The following is a 24,791-nucleotide window of genomic DNA, read 5'->3' on the forward strand; positions in this document are numbered from 1 at the left end:
AAAACGAATCTTGATAAAAGAAGGTTTCGGTGAAATGAAGGCTCGTGTTCAACGCTCACTCACATTAAAAAGTATGATTGCATTTTTTGCTATCACACTCTTTTCTTTTGCCCTTTTTTTAGCTATTCAATTTAGTTACTTACTTGAACAAAGAAAAAATGATTATTTAAATCAACTAAGTAATGCAGTTGTTCAGATCCAAAAACCTTTGACACATTCTTTACTGAGTTCAGATTTAAAAGAGGTTAAAAATCTACTGGTAAGTTTAAAGACCTCGGGCATTATGGGTAAAGCCATCGTGACAGTAGATGATACAACCGTCATGAGCTTAGATTTTGCAACACCTAAGCCAATCCCTGATTGGGCGGTGAAGTTAGTTGGTATCCCAGTTGATATGACGATACCATTATATGCTTATGGAAATACATCGCTTTTAGTGAAACCTCAAGGCTATTTAACCCTTCAAGTTGATTCTAATCGTGTATATCGCTTTGCAGTTAATACATTGGCATTAATGATAACGACATATTTATTATTGGTTTTGATTATGGCGATTGCGATGACGTGGTGTGTAAGTCGAATGATTGTCAGACCATTACGTAAAATTGCTTTAGATATACAAGATACTAACCGAACAGATGATATTCAAGTATCTGATTATCATCGTGATGATGAACTGGGCTTGCTTGCAAAAAACTATAATCGCCAAGAAAAAAACAAAATTCGTATAAAGCCATGAACATGTGCAACGCTTTGTGGTCTAATATCGTTACTAGTTGGTTCGCTTATATTTAATGATGCCAAGCTAGGTCATTTAACCCTTATAATTAGAGGTATTAGTTAATTTAACAGCCTGCGCTTGTGGTTAAATGTAAGGATAGAACATAAATAGGGGTTTACATGCAGGATTTGAAAATACGATATATCTTCAGCGTTGTAATCTTATCAGTGGCGATTTTTGCCAATGCTGAACCATTACAACCTGATCCAGCATGGCAGCAAGGAAAGCTGGAAAATGGCTTTAGTTGGCAATTGCTACCAACACCACAGCGGCCAAATGACCGTATCCAACTGCGTTTGGCAATTAAAACGGGTTCATTAGTTGAAAAAGCAAATGAGAAAGGATACAGCTATTTAATTCCTAAAATGGCGCTATATCATCAAACAGAAGCCTTTCCGTCTGCAACATTACAAGATTTTTGGCGTCAGGCAACTGATCCGGATATGCCAATTCCTCCTGCTGTTGTGTCCTATGACTACACAATTTACAATTTAAGTTTGCCGAACAATAAACCTGAATTGCTTAAACAAGCATTAAGCTGGTTAGCGACATCAGCAGCAGGGGCAACTTATACTGAAACTTCGTTGAGTAACGGCCTTAATATTCCCCAAATTCCAGTTGCAACATTACCCCCAGATACAAAAGATCCTGTGTGGCAATCTCGCTTGAAAGGGTCAGCTATGCAGGGGTATGACCCCGGACAAAAGATTAGTGGTAATGTTGCGCTAGCAGATGTGAATACTTTTTATCAAAAATGGTATACGCCTGATGTGATGACACTTTATGTTGCTGGCCATGTTGATTCAAGAATGTTGTCTGATGCGATAACTCAGACGTTTTCGTCATTAGAAGGGAAGCGCCTTGAGCCAGTTTCAGTTGCTGTTTTATCTCGAGTAGAACCCCAATCAATTGATATTTTACAAGATAAACAGGCAGTTGATACTTTGTCTCTGATTTGGGATATTGACTGGCAGCCAATTAATGATTCGAATGTCCTACTGCGTTATTGGGGGCATGATTTGGCAAGAGAGGCAATGTATCGCTCATTACAAAAGACATTTCAGACCAAATTCGGTCAAGATGGTATTTCTCCAACTTTGGATTGCCGCGTGCAATACCAGAAAGCAAACTGTACTTTAAGTATTTCAGCTCCACCCGAAAAAATGGCTTCAGCTATTGATGTGACGCTAAATGAATTGTCATCTTTAAATCAGAATGGTATTTCGCCAGAACTGTTTAAGGAGATGATCAATGAAAAACAAGTGCAATTATCTCAGCTATTTGCGGCATATGCACGTACCAGTACGGATGTTTTAGCTGGGCAACGTTTAATTTCTCAGCAAAATGGTGTTGTCGATATTTCGCCTGAGCAATACCAGCGTTTGAGACAAACTTTCTTATCTGGACAGACGCTTGAGCAGGCTAATATTGAAGTACGGCGCTTATTATCACAAGAAGCCGCAGTTGTGTTAGAGCAGCCGAGAGAGAAGCAGCTAATGAATGCGGAGCAAATTCGTAAGAAGTTTTCTAAGGCGCTTTGGCCACAAGCTGAACCAGCTCCTATTTTAGAAAAAAGTGAAGCACCAGCACAGAAAAATCCAACCAAATCTGAGTAATCATCTCTTCTTGACCTCATAGCACTCATTAGCTATGAGGTCATTTCATGTTTTTATGACGGCATTTTTAGTGCCTATCACTTCTTGATGTTAAATCTTATTTAAAGACAATATTGCTGTAAAGATAAAGACATTTACAGCTTAAAGTCAAAACTGTAGCCAATATTTAGCTATGCTTGTTGATATGAGCGCCCATTCTTATTGTAAAAACTTTATCATTAAAGAGGGCTAAAACATCATGAAGGAAAGCGAATGAAATGAATAAATCTTCACTATTTTTGCAGCATTTAGGGTTACGCTATCCAATTATTCAAGCACCTATGGCCGGTATTTCGACACCAGAATTAGCAGCCACAGTGTCTGAAGCAGGAGGGTTGGGCTCATTGGGCCTTGGGGCATGTAATGTTGACCAAGCAAGAAATTTGATAACACAAACACAGAAATTAACCAATAAGCCTTTCAGTGTGAATGTTTTTTGCCATAAAAAACCTAAACGTAATATTCATGTAGAGAAAGAGTGGATTGATTATTTTTCCGCGCAATTTGATCAATTTCAGGCATCAGCACCTCAGCAACTGAATGAAGTTTATTTATCATTTCTGGATAACCCGCAAATGTTGGCGTTATTTTTAGAATTGAAACCTAAAGTTGTCAGCTTTCATTTTAATATCCCTAAACAATCAATTATTAATCAGCTTAAAGCTCATGGTATTTATACAATGGCAACGGCGACTAATTTAGCAGAAGCCAAAATTATAGAACACGCTGGGATTGATGGGATTGTTGCTCAAGGTATTGAAGCGGGTGGGCATCGCGGAATGTTTGATGTTGAGCTTAAAGATGAGCAGATAAACACTCACCATTTAGTTAATCTTCTGATCAAGCAGACTAATTTGCCTATTATTGCTGCTGGTGGGATTATGGATGGTTTTGCCGTTAATGCTTATTTAAAGCAAGGTGCAGTTGCCGCTCAATTAGGCACGGCTTTTATTTTATGTCCAGAATCGGCTGCAAATGCAGATTATCGAGCAAGGCTGAGAAATGCCAAAGGCATTGATACAGCACTGACTTCGGCCATATCGGGTCGTCCAGCAAGAGGCATTATTAATTCATTTATTCGAATGGGGCAAGCTGCGGATAGGCCCGTTATTCCGGATTATCCTATCACTTATGATCTTGGTAAACAGCTTAATGCCGCCGCGAATCAGTTTGGTCGGGATGATTTTGCAGCACATTGGGCAGGAACATCTGTTGATAAAATTAGAGAAATGCCAGCACAAGACTTGATGGCAACCTTAGTTAAGGAGATGGGAGCTTAATGAGTTTTATTGAACTAATGGGATGATGTTTATCACTTCCTCACCCCATTGATTTGTTAAGGCTCTAACATTTCATCAGTTTTTTGGGCATCTTTCGGTTCATCTGTTGCTATCCAAGCGGCACAAAATAGAGTCAATCTGGCAAAGAAGTAGAAAAAGGCCATCAAACCAATGACAGAACCAAAAGCGGCTCCTGATGGCGATGAAGCTAGATTCGGTAAAATCCACGTCATCACACTTTTAATGACTTCGAAGCCAATTGCCGCTAGCAAAGTTCCTTTTATTAATGAAGAGCGGCGATGCTGCATTCGTGGCAATATCCAGAAAATCCATAAGAACAGTAGAAAATTAGCTAAAATGGAAATGGTTAATCCAATTAAAGTCCAAACTGGCTTTAGCCATTCAATGCTATCTAATCCCAATATTCGGACAATTGTCGCTTGAGCTGAGCCTGCAACCGAAGTGAGGGTAATGGTGACAATTAAGGCGATAAGTAAGCCGATTAGTGCTAGAAAATCACGTAAATAACGGAAGTAAATTTTTTCATGTTCATCTTCATTACGTTCCCAAACAGAGCGTGATTGAGCCAAAATAGCAAGGCGTAAGTTATTAACCCAGTTAACACCAGAATATACCGCTAAGGCCAAACCCGTTAGCCCTACTGTTGTCCGTTGGCGGATAGCTGTCTCAATGGTTCTTTCTAAAGTATTTGCTAAAGTAGGGTCACTAATACTTGAAGAGATACCAAGTATCAATTTTTCAAGTAGGCCAGGATTGCTCGCTAGCACAAAACCGGCAGCAGCAAAGGTGAACATCAATACAGGGATTAAAGAAAGAAAAGAAAAATAGGTGATAGCAGCACCAAACTGGTTTCCCATACGATCATTAAACCGTTGTGCAGTTCTGATTATATGTGCAATAAATGGTATTGCACATATGAAATTTACCACTCGCATAGAAATCGTAAATGCTTTTTTACTATTATCAATGCTTTTATTTAGTGTCGATTTTAACTTACTTTCGTCTGTTTGCTCTTCATCGCGCATATTCGACATGCGTTCCTCTTACGGCATATTGTTATCTATTATATTGTTTTTCACCATTATAGCTTAAACTCACAGGCGAATCTGCTTATTTACCTTTTTGTGCTAATTTTAATCAATAAACAAGATAACAAATGCCGATATATCAGGATATTAAAATCGACAAGAGAGGTAAAATAGGACGACGAGAACTACTTGGTTAATTTGTAAGTTTCTAATTCATCCTGAGCTTCTTTTAGCTCTTCTTGCGCTTCTTTTAATTTACGCTCGCGTTTGCTAATTTTATCGGTTTTACCTTTTTGTTTTTCTTCCAGTAATTCAGCTTCACGTTCTTTTACTTTCTTTTGCTTTTCAGCAACATTCTCTTGGCTTTCGCGATAAAGAGATTCTGGCGTACAGTAAGTATTAACATTATCTAATGCAGTTTGCAGCCCTGCGACTCGGTGAGTGTTATTATGCTTTTTTGCATATTCAATTTGAGTTTCTATTTTTTGTTTTTTAATTTCACAACCATTAGGGGAAGCATGAGCTAAGCTTGCAAAACTCGTGAATAACAGTGCTGAAATTGTCGTTACTACACCTAATATTTTCATAAAGTATCCTTATTTTAGGTTAGATTTTTATTAGCTTATTCTTCGTTTATCCATACTAATCTATTATTAATATGAAATGGAAATCTTTTAATTAGTCTTTTCTGAAAAAATGATTAATTATATGTAGATATCTTTATTTAATTAACTCAATAAAAGTAATACTGATTTTATTGGTAATGTAATTCATTATTTTAATAAAAAATGTGATGATTAACAGAATACTACTTATTCTAATATGATTTTTTTTGATTTTAAAGGTTATATTTTCTGAAATTAAAAAATAGCCCTATATTTATCTATTTAAATAGATTTAATAAGGGTTGCTAATGAATTATTTTAGTTTAAATTTAAGTAATGAAATGTAATTAATTCATTGTATGGGTTTTTATCATTGACAATATATATTAATAATATAGCGAGTTTTATTTTTAATGTGATTTTAAGCGTTGTTATATTAAAATTAACGTTATATTAGTCGTTTGAGCTTTCCTGTGGCTGGTAAAGATAGGCACTAAATTACGATAAACTGGCGCACTCACAACTTGGTATTATCTATGGATTCGAGGCGGTTTTTTTAGCATTATATCTGTTAACTTTAATTTTATCTTTGCTTGTGACTTCCAATATGTCCTTTCATAGATTACCGTATTCAGCTAGTTATGGGTTCATGTCAATAAGTACGTTTTATGACTGAATGATATTCAAATTAAATCAGATAGATATAAGCATATGTTAAGTTATCGTCATAGTTTTCACGCAGGCAATCATGCTGATGTATTAAAACACACAGTGCAAAGCTTAATTATTGAATCTCTCAAAGAGAAAGAAAAACCTTTTTTGTATGTCGATACTCACTCAGGTGCTGGTCGTTATCAATTAACAGGTGAGCATGCAGAAAAAACAGGTGAATATCTGCAAGGAATTGCACGTGTTTGGGAGCAAGAAGACTTACCTGAAGAATTGCTGCCTTACATGAATATTGTTCGTCGAATGAATGAAGGCGGTAAACTTCGTTATTACCCAGGCTCACCATTATTGGCCAAATATTTATTACGTGACCATGACCAATTATCGCTAACAGAATTACATCCTACGGATTACCCACTTTTGCGTGCCGAATTTTCTCGTGACCATCGCACACAAATTTCTAAAGGTGATGGTTATCAACAGTTAAAAGCAAAACTACCACCACCAAGCCGCCGCGGTCTTATCTTAATGGACCCTTCTTATGAGTTAAAATCTGATTATGAAGCGGTTGTGAAAGGTGTTGTTGAAGGCTACAAACGATTCGCAACAGGAACCTATGCGATTTGGTACCCAGTTGTATTACGTCAGCAAGTTAAGCGTATGATTAATCAGTTGGAAGCGACTGGGATCCGTAAAATTTTGCAAATTGAATTAGCAGTCCGCCCTGATAGCGATCAACGCGGTATGACAGCATCTGGCATGATTGTGATTAATCCGCCTTGGAAATTAGAAGCTCAAATGAAAAAAGTGATGCCATGGTTACATAAATCCTTAGTACCAGAAGGTACGGGTCATACATTAGTTGAATGGATTGTACCTGAATAGGTAAAACCTATTACATTAAAAGGTCATATTTATCTTTTGTTACTATTGTGATCAGAATAATAGATAGCATAATAGAAGTATTAGCTTTTTAATTATTCTATAAATGGGAATAGCCAAATTATGAGCAAACATTATGACTATATTGCAATTGGTGGCGGTAGTGGCGGTATTGCTTCTATCAACCGAGCTGCAATGTATGGACMAAAATGTGCCTTGATTGAAGCAAAGGCTCTCGGTGGTACTTGCGTTAATGTGGGTTGCGTACCAAAAAAAGTGATGTGGCATGCAGCGCAAATTTCTGAAGCCATCCGTGCATATGGTCCCGATTATGGTTTTGATACAACAATCAATCGTTTTGATTGGAAAACCTTAATTGAAAGTCGTACTGCTTATATTGATCGCATTCATCAATCTTATGACCGAGTCCTTGGTAATAATAAGGTTGATGTAATCAGTGGATTTGCTCGTTTTGTTGATGCGCACACTGTTGAAGTAGATGGTGAAACTTATACCGCAGATCATATTTTAATTGCGACGGGTGGCCGCCCTGTTATCCCAAATATCCCAGGTGCTGAATACGGTATTACTTCTGATGGTTTCTTTGAGTTAGAAGCTTTACCAAAACGCATTGCTGTTGTTGGTGCGGGTTATATTGCCGTTGAATTAGCTGGCGTATTAAATGGTTTGGGTAGCGAAACGCATCTATTTGTTCGTAAACATGCCCCATTGCGCTCTTTTGATCCAATGATTGTAGAAACATTGGTTGAGGTAATGAATACAGAAGGGCCAGCTCTGCATACCGAATCAATACCGAAAGAAGTCGTGAAAAATGCGGACGGTTCTTTAACATTGAAATTAGAAAATGGTCAAGAGCAGACAGTTGATGTGCTCATTTGGGCCATTGGGCGTGAGCCTATGACAGATAATCTGAACATTACAGCGGCAGGTGTTGAGCTAAATGATAAAGGTTATATCAAGGTTGATAAGTACCAAAATACGAATGTTCCGGGAATTTATGCGGTTGGCGATAATACAGGTGCAGTCGAACTAACACCAGTTGCAGTTGCTGCGGGCCGCCGTTTATCTGAACGATTATTTAATAATAAGCCTGACGAACATTTGGATTATACAAATATTCCAACGGTAGTTTTTAGTCATCCACCTATTGGTACAGTTGGATTAACTGAGCCTGAAGCCATTGAAAAATATGGAGCAGATCAGGTGAAATGTTATAAATCCGCCTTTACTGCGATGTATACCGCGGTAACATCACACCGCCAGCCTTGCCGTATGAAGCTTGTCTGTATTGGTGAAGATGAAAAAATAGTTGGTATTCATGGTATTGGTTTTGGAATGGATGAAATCTTACAAGGTTTTGCAGTAGCACTCAAAATGGGTGCAACGAAGAAAGATTTCGATAATACCGTGGCAATCCATCCAACTGCTTCCGAAGAATTTGTTACGATGCGTTGATCCGCTAGAAACGGTTATTAATGAAAAAAAGATAACGTAAAAAAGTGGTCACATTCTTGACGCCTCAAAGTTAGGTTTCTACTTTGAGGCGTTTTTATGCTTTAAGTGATGGCGTAATATTTGCCATCTTGGAAATTAATCTAATTAGCTTTATTACTCATCGACATTGTCACTATGTTCATCTTGATAGCGTTGAGAGATCGCCTTTTTTTCTGCATCAGATAATGTGTTAAAAATGGGTAATTCAGTGTCTTTTTTCAATTTTAAAGCATAATAGTAAGCTTCTTTAAGGTCACCTTTGGCAAGGTATGCATCATAAATTTCATTAAGCGCATAATGAGGGTTATAACTTAATGAGACTTTATACCACTGGATTGCCTTATCAATATCTTTCGGGGTATTACATTGCCCATTAAAATAGATATCTCCCATATTTTTGCTTCTGCGTTGAAGATGGATAGATGTTCTTTCAATTGGACTGCCTGAAGCTGCGGATTTTTCTAACCACTGCGTTAAATAATAAGCTGATTTATCCGCATCAGCATATTTATTTTGGCATTTATTCCCAGGGAAATAAGCAAAATAGCGTTTTTCTGTTACACCTAATTCATCATTAGGATATTCTTTATCAAGATAACCTAATGCTTTTTCCAAATCGTTATCCTTATAGAAAAAATATAATCCATTGATTGCATCACTGCGTTTATCAACTTCTTTTTCTAATAATTCAACATATTTGGTTGGGGATGGTTCTCGAAGCACTGTGCCATCACCAAGAGTATAACCTTCTTTATATAAATTTTTTAAAGTGTAATAAGCATCGCGACTAAAGGATTTATCATCACTATTTAAATTAGCCTCGAGGAAATTGATTGCTAACTGATATTGTTCGGCATTAGTTGCTATTTCAGGGGATTCAATAGTCATGTTAGCGAACTTATCCCGAGAATAGAGATCACCTTGTTGCGCGCCTTGTAATAATAGAGCCTGTTTTTTTTCATCTGGCATTCTAGAAAAAAACATCACACCTTGGATCGCGGGTAGATTGCCGGCTTGAGCACTTTTTTCAAACCATTCTCCGGCAGCAAATAAGTTATTTTTTGAGACATACCATGACGCAAGTTCTTTCATTGCATCAGCATCATTATTTTGTGCAGGTATCACGACGGTTTGATAGAAATTAATTAATTTCTTACTATCCTCATCATTAGGTATTTTTTCTAGCCAACGAATTGCTTCCTGCCAATTTGGTTTAATAATCCATTGCTCATTTTGTAGATCATAGCGGCCAACTTGTAATAAATTGGCGTATAAAAGAGTGGCTTCATGATGATCTTTTTGTGCAGCTAGATGCAGATAATGTTTAGCTTGTAAGTCATTTTGATGAATTCCATTTCCATAAAGGTAAGCATAACCAACCTCATAAGCAGCTTCTGGGTTATTGGCTGCCAATTTTAAATTTTTATCGAAACTCTCTAATTTAGCTAACTGTCTTTGTCCTACGGAGCCGGATTTTATGAAATATTCACGGGCTTTTTGGCGATCCGCAGTAACTAATTTGCTTCCATCATAATAATGTTGAGCTAACATGTCCGCCATCTGTTCATTGCCATTGTCTATCGCAATGTTATAGTAGCGAAGTATTTTGTCTTTATTATCTTCAATTAATGCATCTTGGCTATAATAGCGGATCGCTTCTTGTAATATGAATTTATCTCCGCCATTAGCGCTGATATCAAGGTATTCCAGCCATTTTTCTGGATTAACTTTTTGCCCATATTCGCCTTTTTTATAGGCTGTTGCAATGGCATAACTTGCCGTAGTATCACCCGCAGCGCTACGTTGTTTTAATTGTTCAAACTCGTTTAATATGCGCGTGATATTTTCTATATTTGTTTCAACATAGTGATAATTTGGAATATTAATTTTCTGGTAATAACTGAGCGCTTTTTCGTAGTCCACTGGCGTTTTATATTCGCCATATTCATAAATATGACCAAGTCGATATAAACATTCATTATTACCTAAATCCGCACAACGATTGTACCAAGTGAAAAGGTCGTTTGGCTCTAAATGCGTTATCTCTTGAAAACGTTTCGAGAAATAGGGAAGTGATCTGTCATAATTGTTATTGATGAGATTTTGCGCAATATATAGACTGGCATCAAGGCTACCTAACTCATCGGCACGAAATATATAGTTATACATTTCGCGGAGCTCCTCATCAGGAACCTTATCAATATCAGTTATATTGGCAAGTTGATAAATACCATATTGGTAGGTGATATCAGCATCTTGATTAATGAGCGGGGATACATACTGTTTTGCTTTTTGATTGTTTTTTGTAAAGCCAAGTGTGAGCAGTATTTTTTTTGCTTCTCGGTTATTTAAGCCATATTTAAATAACATTTCAATTGCATTATTTTTATCTTTTTCTGATAGATTCTTCTCGAAATTTTTCTGGTTCAGAACTTCTGTAATTAATGTTAATGCTTTTGCTTGTTGATTATCTTGGTAATCGATTAGTGCTTTTGCATAGTGCACTTTGGCAGGTAAATTATAACTACTATTATCTTGATATAATTTAAAGGCTTTATCTTTATTTTTGAGCGCATCAGTTTTTAATAAGTAGTCAGCATAATAATAAGCTTGCTGATGGTTATTGTATTTTTCGATATCGCTGAGGATATAACTAATAATCTCTTCTTCTTTTATATATGCGGAAATATCCTGGTCATAATAGAGTTCGACTAAGTGACGTTTTGCTAAGATATCATCATCTTGCCGTATAATATTGTCATTATAGAGCTCAAATGCTTTTGCTAAATCTTTTGCAACTCCCTCACCATAGGCATATTTATATGCTAAGTATGTTTTTATGTAACCCTCCGATGAAACCTGAAATGCTTTTTCATTTAGATCGAATGCTGTTTTAGGATTATAAAGCTCACTACCTTTATTCGCATAAACATTACTTGCATACAGTAACGCCATTGGGTCGTTAGGATAATCATGCAATAGTTTTGTTGCATATTTTGTAGTGACTGCATTCAGTTCTGCTGTTGGGTAATTCTCATCATGCAGAGCGCGATAAACTAAGGATATAAAAGCATCTTTATTATTGAGTTTTGCTGCTTGATTGAGATATTTTTCTGCTTGTTTCTCATCAAATTTAAAATTTTTATCTTGAATATAATATGAGTAGATACGGTATAGATGAAAAGCTGCGGGAGAGTATCCAGAATTTGCAGCGCTAATTAGGTCGTTCGGATTTTGTTTTGTTGTAATATAATTTAGATAGAGTGCTTGAGGATCGTTCTTTTCAATAAGAGCTTGTAAATAACTGAGCGCTTTGTTCTTATCGACTTTAATACCAAGATTGCCATTATTATAAATATTAAATAATTGATACATTGCTTGAGCATTATCTTTTTTGGCTAATGTATCAAGCGTCATTAATAGTTGCTGCTGTTCAGTTAAAGTTAATGAGCCATACACGGTAAGCGGTACTGGCACCATATTGATTTGGTCTTGAGTTAATGTCTCGTAATCTTTTGTACCAATTTCCTGATATTGCTGCGCTCGTTTCGGATCCCTTTCTATTCCATTTTTACCATCTGAATAAATTGAGGCTAATAAAAAAGCGGCAAAGGGTGAGTGGTTATTCGCTAAAGGTTCTAATATTTCGATTGCTTTTTGGGGATTATTTTCGTGCTCAGTAATAATATAAGCAAGTATCAATTGACCGATTTCAGAATTTTGCTCAGCAGCAAGAGATGAATAATGGCGGGCTTTATCGATATTTTGCGGAAGAATATTATTATCGTCATTGAGATAGTGATTTGCCATAAACTCTTGAGCTTCAACAACACCTTTTTTAGCGGCTTCTTCGATAGAAGCATAACCAATAAGATCATGAGGATTATCTGCTATTAAATTTTTATAGCGAAAAATGCCTAAATTATATAATGCATTTTTATTGCCAGCATTTGCTGATTTTATTAACCACTTTTTAGCCAATGCTCTATTTTCTTCTGTACCTGAGCCATTCCAATACATCATTGCAAGGCTAAATGCAGCTTGATCACTCTTTTCTGCATGCTTGCTAAATATATTCAAAGCTCTTTCATAATCACCCTGCTGATATGAATCATAGCCAGATTGGACAGAATCACTATTTTTAACCACAAAATAACCTGCAATGCTAATAACAATTAGGATAATCAAACTAGTGGTTATTTTTTTAGACATGTGGCGACCTTTATATAGCAATAAAAATAGAGTAATAAATAAAAAAGCAACACTAATCCGTTATATTAGCTATCCAGTTGTTTTGGAACTAAACGATGAGCAATGAAAGTTTCAAGTTGTGGCAGCGGAATAGGCATTCCATCTTCATCAGTAAAACCTAGGCCAGCTACTGCGCGAGTAAAAGATTCTAAATTTAATTCAGGAAGGCTCATATCCCAGGTTTCTTGAGAAATAGGGAAACGGTGATCTGCTAAAATTTCTTCGATCTTATCTGCAAAATTTTCTTGGCTGTCAGCCCAATTACTATCACAAGATGCCCAAAACCAGCGCGTTTTAAGAAAGTTATCCCAAAAATCACCCCAACCAGTATAAATACGTTTTACCATTGATGCGCTCATTAATGACCAATCTTGTGCTTCTTGTTTTGTGATATAACCAGCTCGGCATCCATCAAGGCATAATTTACTGAAGCGTGCAAAATCCCATGCAATAAATTTGGTATTACAAATATCATTGATATTTTTACTTATCATTTCAACGCGCCAGAGTTGTTCTTCTTTATTCTGTTCTGAATCATCAGAATCTTTTATTTCTTGTATAATGCTGTAGCGTTCAGCTTCATTTGCATATAACACGCGATCACGCAAAAGATAATAATCATTTGTATGACCCGAAGTGATTAACCAATAAAGTTGATTAATTAGGTCATAGCGATTAGAAACTCCCCAAGCTTGTGATAAGCCACCATCATAAGGGCCCTGATTATAATCGTTATAAGCATGTTCATTGAAACATGAATAAGGTAGGTTTAAAAATAATCCCCACTCTTCTGGCTTTAATGTTGGAGCTTCTATAATTTCAATATCGGAGGGAGGAATAGAATCTGAGGTATAATCAATTTGAGGATCTATCTCAAACATAGATTTATTTTTTGATATTTCTGATTTATTTCTTTTTATAGCATAGTAAGCAACGAGAATAATTATTCCTACTACAAGCCCAATTCCTGACATATCTCTCTCACTGATTTTTTAAATTTATTTGTAATAATGCACAAAATACTTCATTTTTTTATCTAGGTGAAATCTTTAAAAGTAAGCATAAAAGTGACTTTTAAAGAAAAGGATCTATTTTGTGAAGATATTTATCTATAAATGCAGATACTCATTAGTCATCACAGATTATACAGAATAATATTCATTTTATTTTGGAATTTTAGCTTAATATTGTAATTAGATATTTAGGATTATCTGCCGATATTCTCAATGGATATTTTTAAATTTCAATATAAGACAAGTTGCATGTCCTTAGTGCTCATGCAACTTGCTTTATGAAAACGAGATATTCAGCTTATTATTGGCTCTTTTGCCACCAAGATACAATATAATCAGTAACTTGCTGGGGATTATTGATATCTAATTGCGGGAGTGAGGTATTAATAATTTGGTTACTCGCAATGGCAATAACATATTGATCAATTAAGCCTTCAAGTGGTTTCCCTACTTCAGATCTAAATAAAGCAATTTTGTCGATCGTTTCATGTTTGAATCCTTCAACCAAGATCAGATCAAGTGATGAGGGATCAAAACGGCTAGCCATATAATGCAGATCAAGCTCACCTTCATGATCAGGCGTTTCGGTAATTAATGCCCAGCGTTTTTGGCTTGCCACTAATGTTTGGTCAGCACCCGCTTTGCGAAGCTCATAGCTGTCTTTCCCCGGTTTATCGACATCCATATCATGATGCGTATGTTTGATTAACCCAACACGAATATGCTGTTGTTTGAGAAGTGGAATAATTTCTTTGAGCAGCGTTGTTTTTCCAGTACCGCTATAGGCTGTGATCCCAAGTAAGGGGAGATTTTTCAGTTTCATAACGATTTGTGTTGTTGTTCCCAATAAAGTCTATCTTCAGGTGTATTCAAATTAGCAAATGATCCAGTTGGAAAAATAACACATTTTGCTGAAATTTCCTGCATAAATAACATGAGCTTACGATCGCCTCTTTTCAGATACGCATCTAAACGTTGTTTAACTGAACGGTGGAGCAAGGCGAAAGTGGGATGATCACGCTCAGAATCATTAGCATAACAAGCAAGGCTATTTCCCCGGTTTAGCAACATTGTGCTGGCAAGAGTGAGCCGAAAATCAGGCACATCACAAGGAACAAAGAGTAACCAGTCTGTTGTTGCTGTATGCAATGCGGCTTGCATTCCCGCGAGCGGGCCAGAGAAATCATTATTCAGGTCAGATATAACGGAAAACCCACTTTGCCGATATTGATCTTGATTACGATTTGCATTGATGATGATTTGGCTAACTTGAGGTTCAAGTCGTGCAACAATATGTTGATAAAGCGGTTTTCCCAAGAGAGTGATGAGGCCTTTATCTTGCCCGCCCATGCGTCGACCTAAACCACCCGCTAGTATAACTCCAGTAATTTGTTGACTGACCATGTTCAGTATCCCTGAATGACTAGGCGAAAAAGTTTCAACGTTCTTTATGCCAAATTTAGTTATAGTAATAGGTAATATTTAATCTATTTGCCCACAAAATCAATGAATATTCCTGTGAGACTAAGCGTAAACTTTACGTAGATTGACAACCGTTCGCTTTTTTCTCTTGTATTATATAAACAACGCGTCTCCCACATAAATTTGTGATGAAGGAATAAACATGAAATGCCATCGCTTAAATGAAGTCATCGAATTATTGCAACCCGTATGGAAAGAAAACTCAGACTTAAATATTGTTGAAATGCTACAAAAATTAGCTGATGAAGCGGGTTTTAAAGGCAATTTATCTGAATTAACTGACGATGTTCTGATCTATCATTTGAAAATGCGTGGAAAAAGTCGTGATGAGGCAATCCCTGGCTTGAAAAAAGATTATGAAGAAGATTTTAAAACGGCCATTTTACGTGCAAGAGGCATCATAAAAGATTAAATAGTGATGGATAAAATCGAACATTCTTATTTTCACTTTAGTGGAATATCACCTGATCTGATCTTAGATGCACTGATGGAAGTGGGGATTTACCCTGCATCTGGTTTGACAGAGCTAAATAGTTATGAAAATCGGGTTTATCAATTTCAGGATGAGAATCGCCAGCGCTTTGTGGTGAAGTTTTATCGTCCAGAACGGTGGAATCGTTCACAAATTCAAGAAGAACATGATTTCACATTAGAACTACGAGATGCTGAGCTGTCTGTTGCTGCGCCGCTGGCGTTTTCGGGCCAAACAGTATTAGAGTTTGGTGGCTTTATGTTTGCTGTTTTTCCAAGTATTGGTGGACGCCAATATGAAACAGACAATTTATATCAACTAGAAGATGTTAGTCGTTTGTTAGGCCGTATTCATCAGATAGGAAAAAAGAGACTTTTTTCTTTTAGGCCAACAATTGATGTTGCTGAATATCTTGAGCAACCACGAGAAATTATGCAAGAAAGCGATTTAATTCCTGCTAAGTGGAAGCCATCTTTCATGGCATCATTGGATGATTTAATTGCACAAGTTAAGTCACATTGGTCTGTTAGTTATACGCCTTTGCGGTTACAAGGTGATTGCCATCCTGGTAATATTTTGTGGCGCGATGAAGCTTGGTTAGTTGACTTTGATGATGCCCGTAATGGTCCTGCTATCCAAGATTTATGGATGTTACTCAATGGCTCACGCCAAGAGCAAATAATTCAGTTGGATACTTTACTTGAATCCTATAATGAATATTGTGATTTCGATGTTAAAGAACTGAAATTGATTGAGCCACTCAGAGCCATGAGAATGGTTCATTATTTAGGTTGGATTATTCGCCGCTGGCAAGATCCGGCTTTTCCTCGCGCTTTTGCATGGCTACAGGATGATGATTTTTGGACTCGGCAATCTTCTGAGTTTGCCCAGCAAATTAAACGGTTGCAGGAACCACCATTGCAATTGAGCCCACAGTTTTAGTAACAGTAAGTTCTATTTTGGAGAATGTTTTATATGAAAAGAGTTATGTTGGCTTTAATGGGTATCGCCATGTCATTTGGAGCCTTGGCGGCAAACTATTCAGAAGGCAAAGAATATACTGATGTCAAACCACCAGTACAAAACTTGCCACAAGTACTTGAGTTTTTCTCATTTTATTGCCCACATTGTTATCAATTTGAAAACCTTTATAAAATTCCTCAAACGGTAGAAAAAACCTACCAGAAGGAGTAAAAATGGAGCGTTATCACGTTGATTTCTTAGGTCCACTAGGTGCAAAACTGACTCAAGCTTGGGCAGTGGCTATTGTATTGAATGTTGAAGATAAAGTGACGCCAATTCTTTTTGAAGGCATTCAAAAAACACAATCAATCCATTCACCAGAAGATATTCGTAATGCTTTCATTAAAGCAGGTGTGAGTGGTGAAGAGTATGATGCAGCATTAAATAGCTTTGTTGTTAAATCATTAGTGGCTAAGCAGCAAAATGCAGCGCAAGATTTAAAACTGCGTGGTGTTCCTGCAATGTTTGTTGATGGTAAATATCAAATTCGTAACAATGGTATTTCTGTTGATAATGCAGAAGATTATGCGAAAGAATTTTCCAATGTTGTTAATTTCCTAGTTAACAAAAAATAGCGTGTCTTTATGGCGGTAGGATCTGCCGCCATACTCTTTTTACTCCCACTGCGTAAATCAATATCCACAAAGCCCTAAATTTCTTTTTCTTGTGCTAGATCAAATTGGTTATAGCTAAGTTATTGATTTTATTTTCTTGTTTTATTTCTTGATCTTTTCTTAGTTATTGAATATAAGGCACAACCTTATTTTGCTCACAGAGTTATCCACAGGTTATCAATGAAATGACAAGTCAAATTCAGGGCAAAATAATCCATTGAAAAGAAGATATTTGTAGAGAATATTGCTAGCAAAGTAGAAACACAGGTGTATCGCAGGGCACATTGTGGCATCCTATTCCCCATTATTCCCGATAAAAAGATGATGACATATTATGGCTCAGATAGCAGACAATCCCCTTATTTTGGTAGATGGTTCATCTTACCTGTATCGTGCTTATCACGCATTCCCACCATTAACTAATAGCGCAGGCGAACCAACAGGAGCAATGTATGGCGTGCTCAATATGCTGCGTAGTTTGATCATGCAATATAAGCCTAGCCATGTTGCTGTCGTTTTTGATGCTAAGGGAAAAACATTTCGTGATGAATTATTCGAAAGTTATAAATCTCATCGCCCACCAATGCCTGACGATCTACGTGAGCAAATAGAACCATTGCATGAAATGGTTGAAGCAATGGGCTTACCGTTATTGGTTGTTTCTGGTGTTGAAGCTGATGATGTGATTGGTACCCTTGCACGTCAAGCCAGTAAAAATGGTATACCAGTATTAATCAGTACAGGTGATAAAGACATGGCACAGTTAGTTGAGCCGAATATCACTCTGATTAACACCATGAATAACACAATTTTGGGCCCTCAAGAAGTCGAAGATAAATATGGTATTCCACCTGAATTGATTATTGATTTCCTCGCCTTAATGGGCGACTCATCAGACAATATCCCTGGTGTTCCGGGTGTTGGTGAGAAAACGGCATTAGCGTTGTTGCAAGGCATTGGTGGCTTAGACAAAATCTACAATTCACTGGATGACATTGCGGGCTTAGGTTTTCGCGGATCAAAAACGTTAGCGCCAAAAATGGAAGAAAACCGCGAATTGGCATTTCTTTCTTATCAATTAGCCACCATTAAGACTGACGTTGAATTGGATAAAAGTTGCGAAGAGTTAGTTGTCGCTGATCCTAATGTTGATAAGCTTCATCAATTATTTAGCCGCTACGAATTTAAACGCTGGCTTGCTGATATTGAAAATGGCACTTGGATGGAAAACAAAAGTGGGAAAGTCTTTACGCCTGCGACGAGTTTTGTTTCAAAGAAGGTTGAAGAAGCTATTGCTGCACCAATATTGAGTGCAGAAAATTATGAAACAATTTTGGATAAGGCTGATTTGGAACGTTGGCTAGCAAAATTATCTGCGGCACCTTTATTTGCTTTTGATACAGAAACCGACAGCTTAAATACACAAGAAGCTCACCTCGTTGGTATGTCATTTGCTATTGAGCCAGGGCGCGCAGCTTATCTGCCATTAGGTCATGATTATCTTGATGCACCCGTTCAATTGCCATTAGATGAAGTGCTTGTATTAATGAAGCCACTTCTCGAAAGTGAAAAAGTGCTGAAAGTGGGTCAAAACCTCAAATATGATGCAGAAGTTCTTGAAAATTATGGTATCGAACTGAAAGGAATGAAGTTTGATACTATGCTGGAATCTTATGTATTAAACAGTGTGATTGGTCGACATGATATGGATAGCTTGTCTGAACGCCATCTTAATCATAAAACAGTTTCATTTGAAGAGATTGCGGGTAAAGGGAAAAAGCAGTTAACCTTTAACCAAATTGCACTTGAAGAAGCCGCAAATTATGCTGCTGAAGATGCAGATGTCACGTTATTGCTTCATCAAGCCTTATATCCGCAACTAGAGGCTGAGCCAACACTTGCAAAAGTATTTAATGAGATAGAGATGCCATTAGTTCCTGTATTAGTAAGAATGGAACGTAAAGGTGTTTTGATTGATGCGAATGTTTTAGCCGCACAATCTCAGGAGATAACAGCGCGTTTGGCTGATATTGAAAAAGAAACTTTTGCATTAGCAGGCGAAGAATTTAACCTCGCATCACCAAAACAGCTACAGGTTATTTTATTTGAAAAGCTACAACTTCCGGTGGTGAAAAAGACACCAAGTGGTGCGGCATCAACAAATGAAGAAGTCTTGGAAGAGTTGGCTCCTATTCATCCTCTACCTAAATTATTATTGGAGCATCGTAGTCTTGCGAAGTTAAAATCAACTTACACCGATAAACTTCCGCAGATGATAGATCCAAAAACGCAGCGTGTGCATACTTCTTACCATCAAGCTGTTACTGCGACAGGGCGGTTGTCGTCGCGTGACCCGAATTTGCAAAATATTCCAGTGAGGACAGAAGAAGGGCGTCGTATTCGCCAAGCTTTTATTGCCCGTAAAGGTTACAAAGTGGTTGCGGCTGACTATTCGCAAATTGAATTGCGCATCATGGCGCATCTGTCACAAGATAAAGGGCTACTTAACGCTTTCGCTGAAGGTAAAGATATTCACCGAGCGACCGCTTCTGAGGTCTTTGGTGTGCCTCTTGATGAAGTGACTAGTGACCAACGCCGCAGTGCAAAAGCAATTAACTTTGGGCTTATTTATGGCATGAGCGCATTTGGACTGGCTCGCCAATTAGGCATTCCTCGGGGTGAAGCTCAACGTTATATGGATTTGTACTTTGAACGTTATCCGGGTGTTCTTCGCTATATGGAAAACACACGTCATCAAGCTGCTGAACAAGGTTATGTTGAAACACTTGATGGGCGCCGGTTGTACCTGCCTGATATTAAATCGAAAAATGCGATTCGCCGTAAAGCTGCTGAGCGTGAAGCTATCAATGCGCCAATGCAAGGTACAGCGGCGGACATTATTAAAAAGGCAATGATTGCAGTTGATAGCTGGTTACAGACTGAAAAACCTGCTGCTGATATGTTAATGCAGGTACATGATGAATTAGTGTTCGAAGTAAAAGAATCTGATTTAGAGCAGGTTACCAGCAAAATTAGTGAGTTAATGGAAGCTAGCATGAAGTTAGATGTGCCATTAAAAGTCGATGTTGGTGTTGGTAATAATTGGGATGAAGCTCATTAATTTATAACCCATGAATTTACAATAAAATGGCAACTTTTTAGTTGTTGATAAAGAAGCGGGATAAAGTCTATTTTTCCCGCTTTTTTAATTCTTGGTTGGCGATTAAGCCAATATATTTTTGAGATACAAAGATAATTTAATATTAGTTTTTTATGCGACTTATCTCTCATAAATATGTAATAAAAATACGTTTTCTGGCGATTTTAGCAGAAATGATTTTGCTGAATCGTAGTTAGCTTTGAAAAAAAATTACAGAAAGTCTTTTTTTAATGTACAGAATCAAGTAAAATAGCTCACGTAGGGTACAGAGGTAAGATGTTCTATCTTTCAGACCTTTTACTTCACGTAATCGGATTTAGCTGAATATTAGCTGCTCCAGTCAAAGTTTTTGACTGGAGCATTTTTTTGCTTAAAATTCAGTAAGTAGCTGAAATTCTATTGTACGCCAGTAAACTGACGTACAAGAAAAAAGAGGAGGGCTTAAACTGGGTTGCTATACCAGTGATCGAGCTTAATGCGTAGTTTATCTATGCCAATCTTTTTCAATGCAGAAAAGTATTCGACTTCAATATCTCCACCTAACGGCTCAAGAGTTTGTCGTACTTCCATGAGTTGTTTCTTTCTTGCACCGGAAGCTAATTTATCTGCTTTTGTCAGTAAGACTAAAACAGGGACTTCCATCGCAACAGACCATTCAATCATTTGCATATCAAGGTCTTTTAGTGGATGACGGATATCCATTAATATGACAAGCCCTTTAATGCACTCGCGTTTTTGTAGGTATTCTCCAAGCGCTTGTTGCCATTTCCGTTTCATATCTTCAGGCACTTCAGCGTAGCCATAGCCTGGAAGGTCAACAAGACGAATACCGTCTTCAACTTCAAAAAGGTTGATTAATTGAGTACGGCCTGGTGTTTTACTCGTACGAGCTAAGCCTTTTTGCTGTGTTAGTGCATTGAGCGCACTCGATTTTCCCGCATTTGAGCGGCCTGCAAAGGCAACTTCAATTCCGCTATCTTTAGGTAAATGGCGAATATCGGGTGCACTGATGACAAATTTTGTCATGTGGTAATTATGGGTTTTGATTGTCATTGGTCGTTCTCCCTGAGCTTGCCTTTTAAGGCTGGAGGATTATAGCGACTGCCAGCTAACAAAGCCACCAGTCATGCTGGGAGTGATAAGATTGTTGGATATATCGATATCTTTTATCTAGGTAAAAATTATTTAAGATAAGATTCATAAAAAGTGATACACCTAGAATATGTATTTTATTTTCAAATAGATAATGTTAAATAATTGTGGATCTTATTTTCTATAAGATATAAATATATATTGATATCTTATGGCATTCTTGGCGTAAATAAAGGTAAATCTTTAGCAATCTTTTTATCTACGCTCTAGAATTGGCAAGTTAAAAGTTATTAAGCTATAAAGAAAGGGATCTTGAATGTTAAAACGAATTTTTGTGCCTTTGCTGGCAGTCTGTGCTATCAGTACTTCCTCACTCGTTTTTGCAGCGGGCGAAACCTATGTGAAATTGGTTACCTCTATGGGGAATATTGAATTAGAGCTTAATGATAAAAAAGCACCTGTCACGACTGAGAACTTTTTACAGTATGTGAATGAAGGTTATTACAATGGAACAACATTCCACCGTGTGATCCCAGGTTTCATGATCCAAGGTGGCGGTTTTAACAAAGATCTACAGCAAAAACAAACTCGTGCTCCAATTAAGAATGAAGCTGATAACGGGTTACGTAATTTGCGTGGCACGATTTCTATGGCGCGTACTGCAAATAAAGACAGTGCGACGAGCCAATTTTTTATCAACGTCGCGGACAATGCTTTTTTAGATCACGGCCAACGTGATTTTGGTTATGCCGTTTTTGGAAAAGTTGTCAAAGGAATGGATGTAGTTGATAAAATTTCTAAAGTAAAAACAGAGAATGTAGGGCCTTACCAAAATGTTCCTGTTGACCCAATTTCAATTATTTCTGCTGAAATTATTAAAAAGCCTTAATTGGGTGCACAAAGAATGGGTAACATCCGAGAGTTACCCATTTTTAATATGACTCCTTTCTCAAATTACCTCTCAAACATAGTTTCTTAAATATAATTCTAACGATTTCTCACTTATAGTTTATGATATTCATTATCATTTGTTATAAGGATGTAAATATAATTGTATGATTCTTATATAGAAATGAGTTTAGTTAAATAAGATTACTTGACTTAAATAGGCTATTTTCCTGCTTCGGCTGTGATATGATAGCCGCCCGCTGCTATCATCTACTGTTTTTTTAATCGGCAATATTGCCGTTAAAAACAATAAATTATATCAGCGTAGATAACATATAATGATAAAAATCAGTCGGATAGGCTACTATGCTTTTACTTATTGATAATTACGATTCATTTACCTATAACCTGTATCAATATTTCTGTGAATTGGATATAGAGGTACTGGTTAAGCGTAATGATGAAATTTCTATCGAAGAGATAGAATCGCTTTCGCCTACACACCTTGTGATCTCACCTGGGCCTTGCACGCCAGATGAAGCGGGAATTTCACTTGAAGCTATCAAGTATTTTGCCGGAAAGATCCCGATTTTAGGGATTTGTCTTGGTCATCAAGCAATTGGTCAAGCCTTCGGGGCATCAGTTGTGAAAGCGCGAGAAGTGATGCACGGCAAAACATCTGCAATCCATCATAACCATCAAGGCGTGTTTAAAGGGCTTAATCGGCCATTAACGGTAACACGCTACCATTCGCTTGTTATTGCTGCGGAAACATTACCCGCATCTTTTGATGTATCCGCATGGTCACTGAATAATGGTGATGTTGACGAAATTATGGGTATTCGTCATAAAACCTTGCCAATTGAAGGTGTTCAGTTCCACCCAGAAAGTATTCTGAGTGAACAAGGTCATGAATTATTAAATAACTTTTTAAAGTATTAATTATTGCGCCTCTAAAAAATAAAATTCATCCTATCACTTGCTTTGCACTTGCTCTTTTGTGATTTTTTATTCATATTTAATGATTATATTTTCACTTAAGCAGCAGATAAAAAGCAGGTGAGGGGTATGAAAGAGCAACAAGCAGTAGATCGGCAAACTTATGATCAGGTGATTTTACCTATTTATTCTCCAGCTGAATTTATTCCTGTGCGTGGAGAAGGCAGTCGAGTTTGGGATCAGCAAGGTAAAGAATACATTGATTTTGCTGGTGGAATAGCCGTTTTAGCATTAGGTCATTGTCATCCTGCTTTAGTATCAGCAGTTCGCGAACAAAGCGAAAAATTGTGGCATGTCAGTAATATTTTTACTAACGAGCCAACTTTGCGATTGGCGCAAAAACTCATTGCAGCAACATTTGCTGAACGTGTATTTTTTGCCAACTCAGGAGCAGAAGCGAACGAAGCTGCTTTTAAACTTGCTCGTCATTATGCCATTACCCAATATAGTCCTTATAAAACCAAAATAATTGCGTTTAAACAGGGTTTTCACGGGCGTACTTTCTTTACTGTGTCTGTCGGTGGGCAGGCAAAATATGCTGATGGGTTTGGTCCAAAACCTGCGGATATTATTCACGTTCCTTTCAATGATCTTGATGCCGTCAAAGCGGTTATTGATGAAAATACATGTGCCGTTGTGTTAGAACCGGTACAAGGGGAAGGCGGCGTTACTGCGGCGACTCAGGAATTTATGCAAGGTGTTCGTCAGTTATGTGATGATAACAATGCTTTGCTGGTCTTTGATGAAGTACAAAGCGGTATGGGTCGTACAGGTAAGCTATTTACTTATATGCACTATGGTGTCGCGCCTGATATTTTGACCACAGCTAAAGCATTAGGAGGTGGTTTCCCTATCAGTGCAATGTTAACGACGGATAAAATTGCTAAAGTGATGGGATTGGGAACGCACGGCACGACTTATGGTGGTAATCCGCTAGCTTGTGCAGTGGGCAATGCCGCTTTTGATATCATCAATACGCCAGAAGTGCTTGATGGTGTTGAAAAGCGTCGAGAATATTTCGTCGAAGCACTTAATCAATTGAATGATAAATATCATGTTTTTTCTGAAATTAGAGGTTTAGGGCTATTAATTGGCGCAGAGCTAACAGGAAAATTACAAGGCCATTCAAAAGATATTCTGCAAGCATGTGCTGACGAAGGTTTGATGATGCTTAATGCTGGGCCAAATGTATTACGTTTTACGCCATCATTGATTATTTCTGAAGAAGAGATGAAAAGTGGCATGGCTAAACTGGATAAAGCGCTAGAAAAAGTTTTAGCTTAATTTGGTTGGCTTCTCCCTCAATAACAATTTTATTGAGGGAGTTGTATGCTTATTCCATGCTATTCAAAAAAATAGGC

General features: G+C 37.3%; 19 protein-coding genes and 1 pseudogene. 13 read left to right on the forward strand and 7 right to left on the reverse strand.

All coding sequences use genetic code 11. The features are described from left to right. Positions 1 to 34 precede the first annotated feature (34 nt). From OO7_RS02890 to OO7_RS02900, 3 genes are all read left to right on the forward strand, one after another. Positions 35 to 739, forward strand: coding sequence for a HAMP domain-containing protein (locus OO7_RS02890; RefSeq protein ID WP_008914465.1), 705 nt, complete (start codon positions 35 to 37; stop codon positions 737 to 739). A gap of 161 nt (positions 740 to 900) precedes the next feature. Beyond that, entirely contained in the window at positions 901 to 2,397 is a 1,497-nt protein-coding gene (locus OO7_RS02895; RefSeq protein ID WP_008914466.1) for an insulinase family protein, read from the forward strand. A gap of 257 nt (positions 2,398 to 2,654) precedes the next feature. Then, positions 2,655 to 3,716 carry an NAD(P)H-dependent flavin oxidoreductase gene (locus tag OO7_RS02900; RefSeq protein WP_008914467.1) on the forward strand — a complete coding sequence of 354 codons (1,062 nt, stop codon included), beginning with the start codon at positions 2,655 to 2,657 and terminating at the stop codon, positions 3,714 to 3,716. A gap of 56 nt (positions 3,717 to 3,772) precedes the next feature. Here OO7_RS02900 and yhjD read toward each other — a convergent pair whose 3' ends face one another. Continuing rightward, positions 3,773 to 4,771 (reverse strand): inner membrane protein YhjD, encoded by a 999-nt coding sequence (yhjD, locus tag OO7_RS02905; protein ID WP_008914468.1) that lies wholly within the window; start codon positions 4,769 to 4,771, stop codon positions 3,773 to 3,775. A 179-nt stretch (positions 4,772 to 4,950) separates the two neighbouring features. Next, positions 4,951 to 5,352 (reverse strand): DUF1090 domain-containing protein, encoded by a 402-nt coding sequence (locus OO7_RS02910; RefSeq protein WP_008914469.1) that lies wholly within the window; start codon positions 5,350 to 5,352, stop codon positions 4,951 to 4,953. Positions 5,353 to 6,081: 729 nt separating this feature from the next. On the opposite strand from OO7_RS02910, the gene OO7_RS02915 reads away from it, so the two are divergent. Then, the gene (locus tag OO7_RS02915) at positions 6,082 to 6,924 is read left to right on the forward strand and encodes a 23S rRNA (adenine(2030)-N(6))-methyltransferase RlmJ (RefSeq protein ID WP_008914470.1); all 843 of its coding nucleotides are present in this window, start codon (positions 6,082 to 6,084) and stop codon (positions 6,922 to 6,924) included. Between the two features lie 120 nt (positions 6,925 to 7,044). Next, entirely contained in the window at positions 7,045 to 8,397 is a 1,353-nt protein-coding gene (gene gorA / locus OO7_RS02920) for a glutathione-disulfide reductase (protein ID WP_008914471.1), read from the forward strand. 153 nt (positions 8,398 to 8,550) lie between these two features. Here the strand turns inward: gorA and OO7_RS02925 are convergent, their stop codons facing one another. The 4 genes from OO7_RS02925 to mobA form a co-directional block, all read right to left on the reverse strand. Then, positions 8,551 to 12,648, reverse strand: coding sequence for a tetratricopeptide repeat protein (locus OO7_RS02925; protein WP_008914472.1), 4,098 nt, complete (start codon positions 12,646 to 12,648; stop codon positions 8,551 to 8,553). Between the two features lie 65 nt (positions 12,649 to 12,713). Next, a complete protein-coding gene (locus tag OO7_RS02930) occupies positions 12,714 to 13,661 on the reverse strand; it encodes a DUF1266 domain-containing protein (RefSeq protein WP_008914473.1) in 948 nt (315 codons plus the stop codon). A 340-nt stretch (positions 13,662 to 14,001) separates the two neighbouring features. Further along, positions 14,002 to 14,523, reverse strand: coding sequence for a molybdopterin-guanine dinucleotide biosynthesis protein MobB (mobB, locus tag OO7_RS02935; protein ID WP_008914474.1), 522 nt, complete (start codon positions 14,521 to 14,523; stop codon positions 14,002 to 14,004). Continuing rightward, on the reverse strand, positions 14,520 to 15,104 hold the full coding sequence (mobA, locus tag OO7_RS02940; protein WP_008914475.1) for a molybdenum cofactor guanylyltransferase MobA: 585 nt from the start codon (positions 15,102 to 15,104) through the stop codon (positions 14,520 to 14,522). Before mobA ends, mobB begins: the two co-directional genes overlap by 4 nt. Positions 15,105 to 15,324: 220 nt before the next feature. On the opposite strand from mobA, the gene OO7_RS02945 reads away from it, so the two are divergent. The 5 genes and pseudogenes from OO7_RS02945 (at position 15,325) to spfP (ending at position 20,775) form a co-directional block, all read left to right on the forward strand. Next, positions 15,325 to 15,594 (forward strand): YihD family protein, encoded by a 270-nt coding sequence (locus tag OO7_RS02945; RefSeq protein ID WP_008914476.1) that lies wholly within the window; start codon positions 15,325 to 15,327, stop codon positions 15,592 to 15,594. Between the two features lie 6 nt (positions 15,595 to 15,600). Continuing rightward, positions 15,601 to 16,596 carry a serine/threonine protein kinase gene (locus OO7_RS02950; RefSeq protein ID WP_008914477.1) on the forward strand — a complete coding sequence of 332 codons (996 nt, stop codon included), beginning with the start codon at positions 15,601 to 15,603 and terminating at the stop codon, positions 16,594 to 16,596. A 33-nt stretch (positions 16,597 to 16,629) separates the two neighbouring features. After that, positions 16,630 to 17,252, forward strand: a pseudogene (dsbA, locus tag OO7_RS02955) (thiol:disulfide interchange protein DsbA). Between the two features lie 373 nt (positions 17,253 to 17,625). Next, a complete protein-coding gene (gene polA, locus OO7_RS02960; protein ID WP_008914480.1) occupies positions 17,626 to 20,412 on the forward strand; it encodes a DNA polymerase I in 2,787 nt (928 codons plus the stop codon). Positions 20,413 to 20,727: 315 nt separating this feature from the next. Then, a complete protein-coding gene (spfP, locus tag OO7_RS17680) occupies positions 20,728 to 20,775 on the forward strand; it encodes a small protein SpfP (protein ID WP_438361642.1) in 48 nt (15 codons plus the stop codon). Between the two features lie 117 nt (positions 20,776 to 20,892). On the opposite strand, the gene yihA is transcribed toward spfP, so the two are convergent. Beyond that, positions 20,893 to 21,504, reverse strand: coding sequence for a ribosome biogenesis GTP-binding protein YihA/YsxC (gene yihA, locus OO7_RS02965; protein ID WP_008914481.1), 612 nt, complete (start codon positions 21,502 to 21,504; stop codon positions 20,893 to 20,895). A 355-nt stretch (positions 21,505 to 21,859) separates the two neighbouring features. Between yihA and ppiA the strand changes: the two genes are divergently transcribed. The 3 genes from ppiA to OO7_RS02980 all read left to right on the forward strand — a co-directional run bounded on the left by ppiA (position 21,860) and on the right by OO7_RS02980 (position 24,714). Beyond that, positions 21,860 to 22,432, forward strand: a complete 573-nt coding sequence (gene ppiA, locus OO7_RS02970) for a peptidylprolyl isomerase A (protein ID WP_008914482.1) — start codon at positions 21,860 to 21,862, stop codon at positions 22,430 to 22,432. A gap of 365 nt (positions 22,433 to 22,797) precedes the next feature. Next, the gene (locus tag OO7_RS02975) at positions 22,798 to 23,373 is read left to right on the forward strand and encodes an aminodeoxychorismate synthase component II (RefSeq protein ID WP_008914483.1); all 576 of its coding nucleotides are present in this window, start codon (positions 22,798 to 22,800) and stop codon (positions 23,371 to 23,373) included. Between the two features lie 126 nt (positions 23,374 to 23,499). Next, entirely contained in the window at positions 23,500 to 24,714 is a 1,215-nt protein-coding gene (locus OO7_RS02980; RefSeq protein ID WP_008914484.1) for an aspartate aminotransferase family protein, read from the forward strand. Positions 24,715 to 24,791 lie beyond the last annotated feature (77 nt).

Origin of the sequence: Providencia sneebia DSM 19967 (genome assembly GCF_000314895.2) — a bacterium.
Classification (GTDB): Bacteria; Pseudomonadota; Gammaproteobacteria; order Enterobacterales; family Enterobacteriaceae; genus Providencia; species Providencia sneebia.

Coding starts and splice junctions, on each gene's coding strand:
- OO7_RS02890 (WP_008914465.1), top strand. CDS start 35: ATGAAGGCTCGTGTTCAACGCTCACTCACATTAAAAAGTATGATTGCA.
- OO7_RS02895 (WP_008914466.1), top strand. CDS start 901: ATGCAGGATTTGAAAATACGATATATCTTCAGCGTTGTAATCTTATCA.
- OO7_RS02900 (WP_008914467.1), top strand. CDS start 2,655: ATGAATAAATCTTCACTATTTTTGCAGCATTTAGGGTTACGCTATCCA.
- yhjD (WP_008914468.1), bottom strand. CDS start 4,771: ATGTCGAATATGCGCGATGAAGAGCAAACAGACGAAAGTAAGTTAAAA.
- OO7_RS02910 (WP_008914469.1), bottom strand. CDS start 5,352: ATGAAAATATTAGGTGTAGTAACGACAATTTCAGCACTGTTATTCACG.
- OO7_RS02915 (WP_008914470.1), top strand. CDS start 6,082: ATGTTAAGTTATCGTCATAGTTTTCACGCAGGCAATCATGCTGATGTA.
- OO7_RS02925 (WP_008914472.1), bottom strand. CDS start 12,648: ATGTCTAAAAAAATAACCACTAGTTTGATTATCCTAATTGTTATTAGC.
- OO7_RS02930 (WP_008914473.1), bottom strand. CDS start 13,661: ATGTCAGGAATTGGGCTTGTAGTAGGAATAATTATTCTCGTTGCTTAC.
- mobB (WP_008914474.1), bottom strand. CDS start 14,523: ATGAAACTGAAAAATCTCCCCTTACTTGGGATCACAGCCTATAGCGGT.
- mobA (WP_008914475.1), bottom strand. CDS start 15,104: ATGGTCAGTCAACAAATTACTGGAGTTATACTAGCGGGTGGTTTAGGT.
- OO7_RS02945 (WP_008914476.1), top strand. CDS start 15,325: ATGAAATGCCATCGCTTAAATGAAGTCATCGAATTATTGCAACCCGTA.
- OO7_RS02950 (WP_008914477.1), top strand. CDS start 15,601: ATGGATAAAATCGAACATTCTTATTTTCACTTTAGTGGAATATCACCT.
- polA (WP_008914480.1), top strand. CDS start 17,626: ATGGCTCAGATAGCAGACAATCCCCTTATTTTGGTAGATGGTTCATCT.
- yihA (WP_008914481.1), bottom strand. CDS start 21,504: ATGACAATCAAAACCCATAATTACCACATGACAAAATTTGTCATCAGT.
- ppiA (WP_008914482.1), top strand. CDS start 21,860: ATGTTAAAACGAATTTTTGTGCCTTTGCTGGCAGTCTGTGCTATCAGT.
- OO7_RS02975 (WP_008914483.1), top strand. CDS start 22,798: ATGCTTTTACTTATTGATAATTACGATTCATTTACCTATAACCTGTAT.
- OO7_RS02980 (WP_008914484.1), top strand. CDS start 23,500: ATGAAAGAGCAACAAGCAGTAGATCGGCAAACTTATGATCAGGTGATT.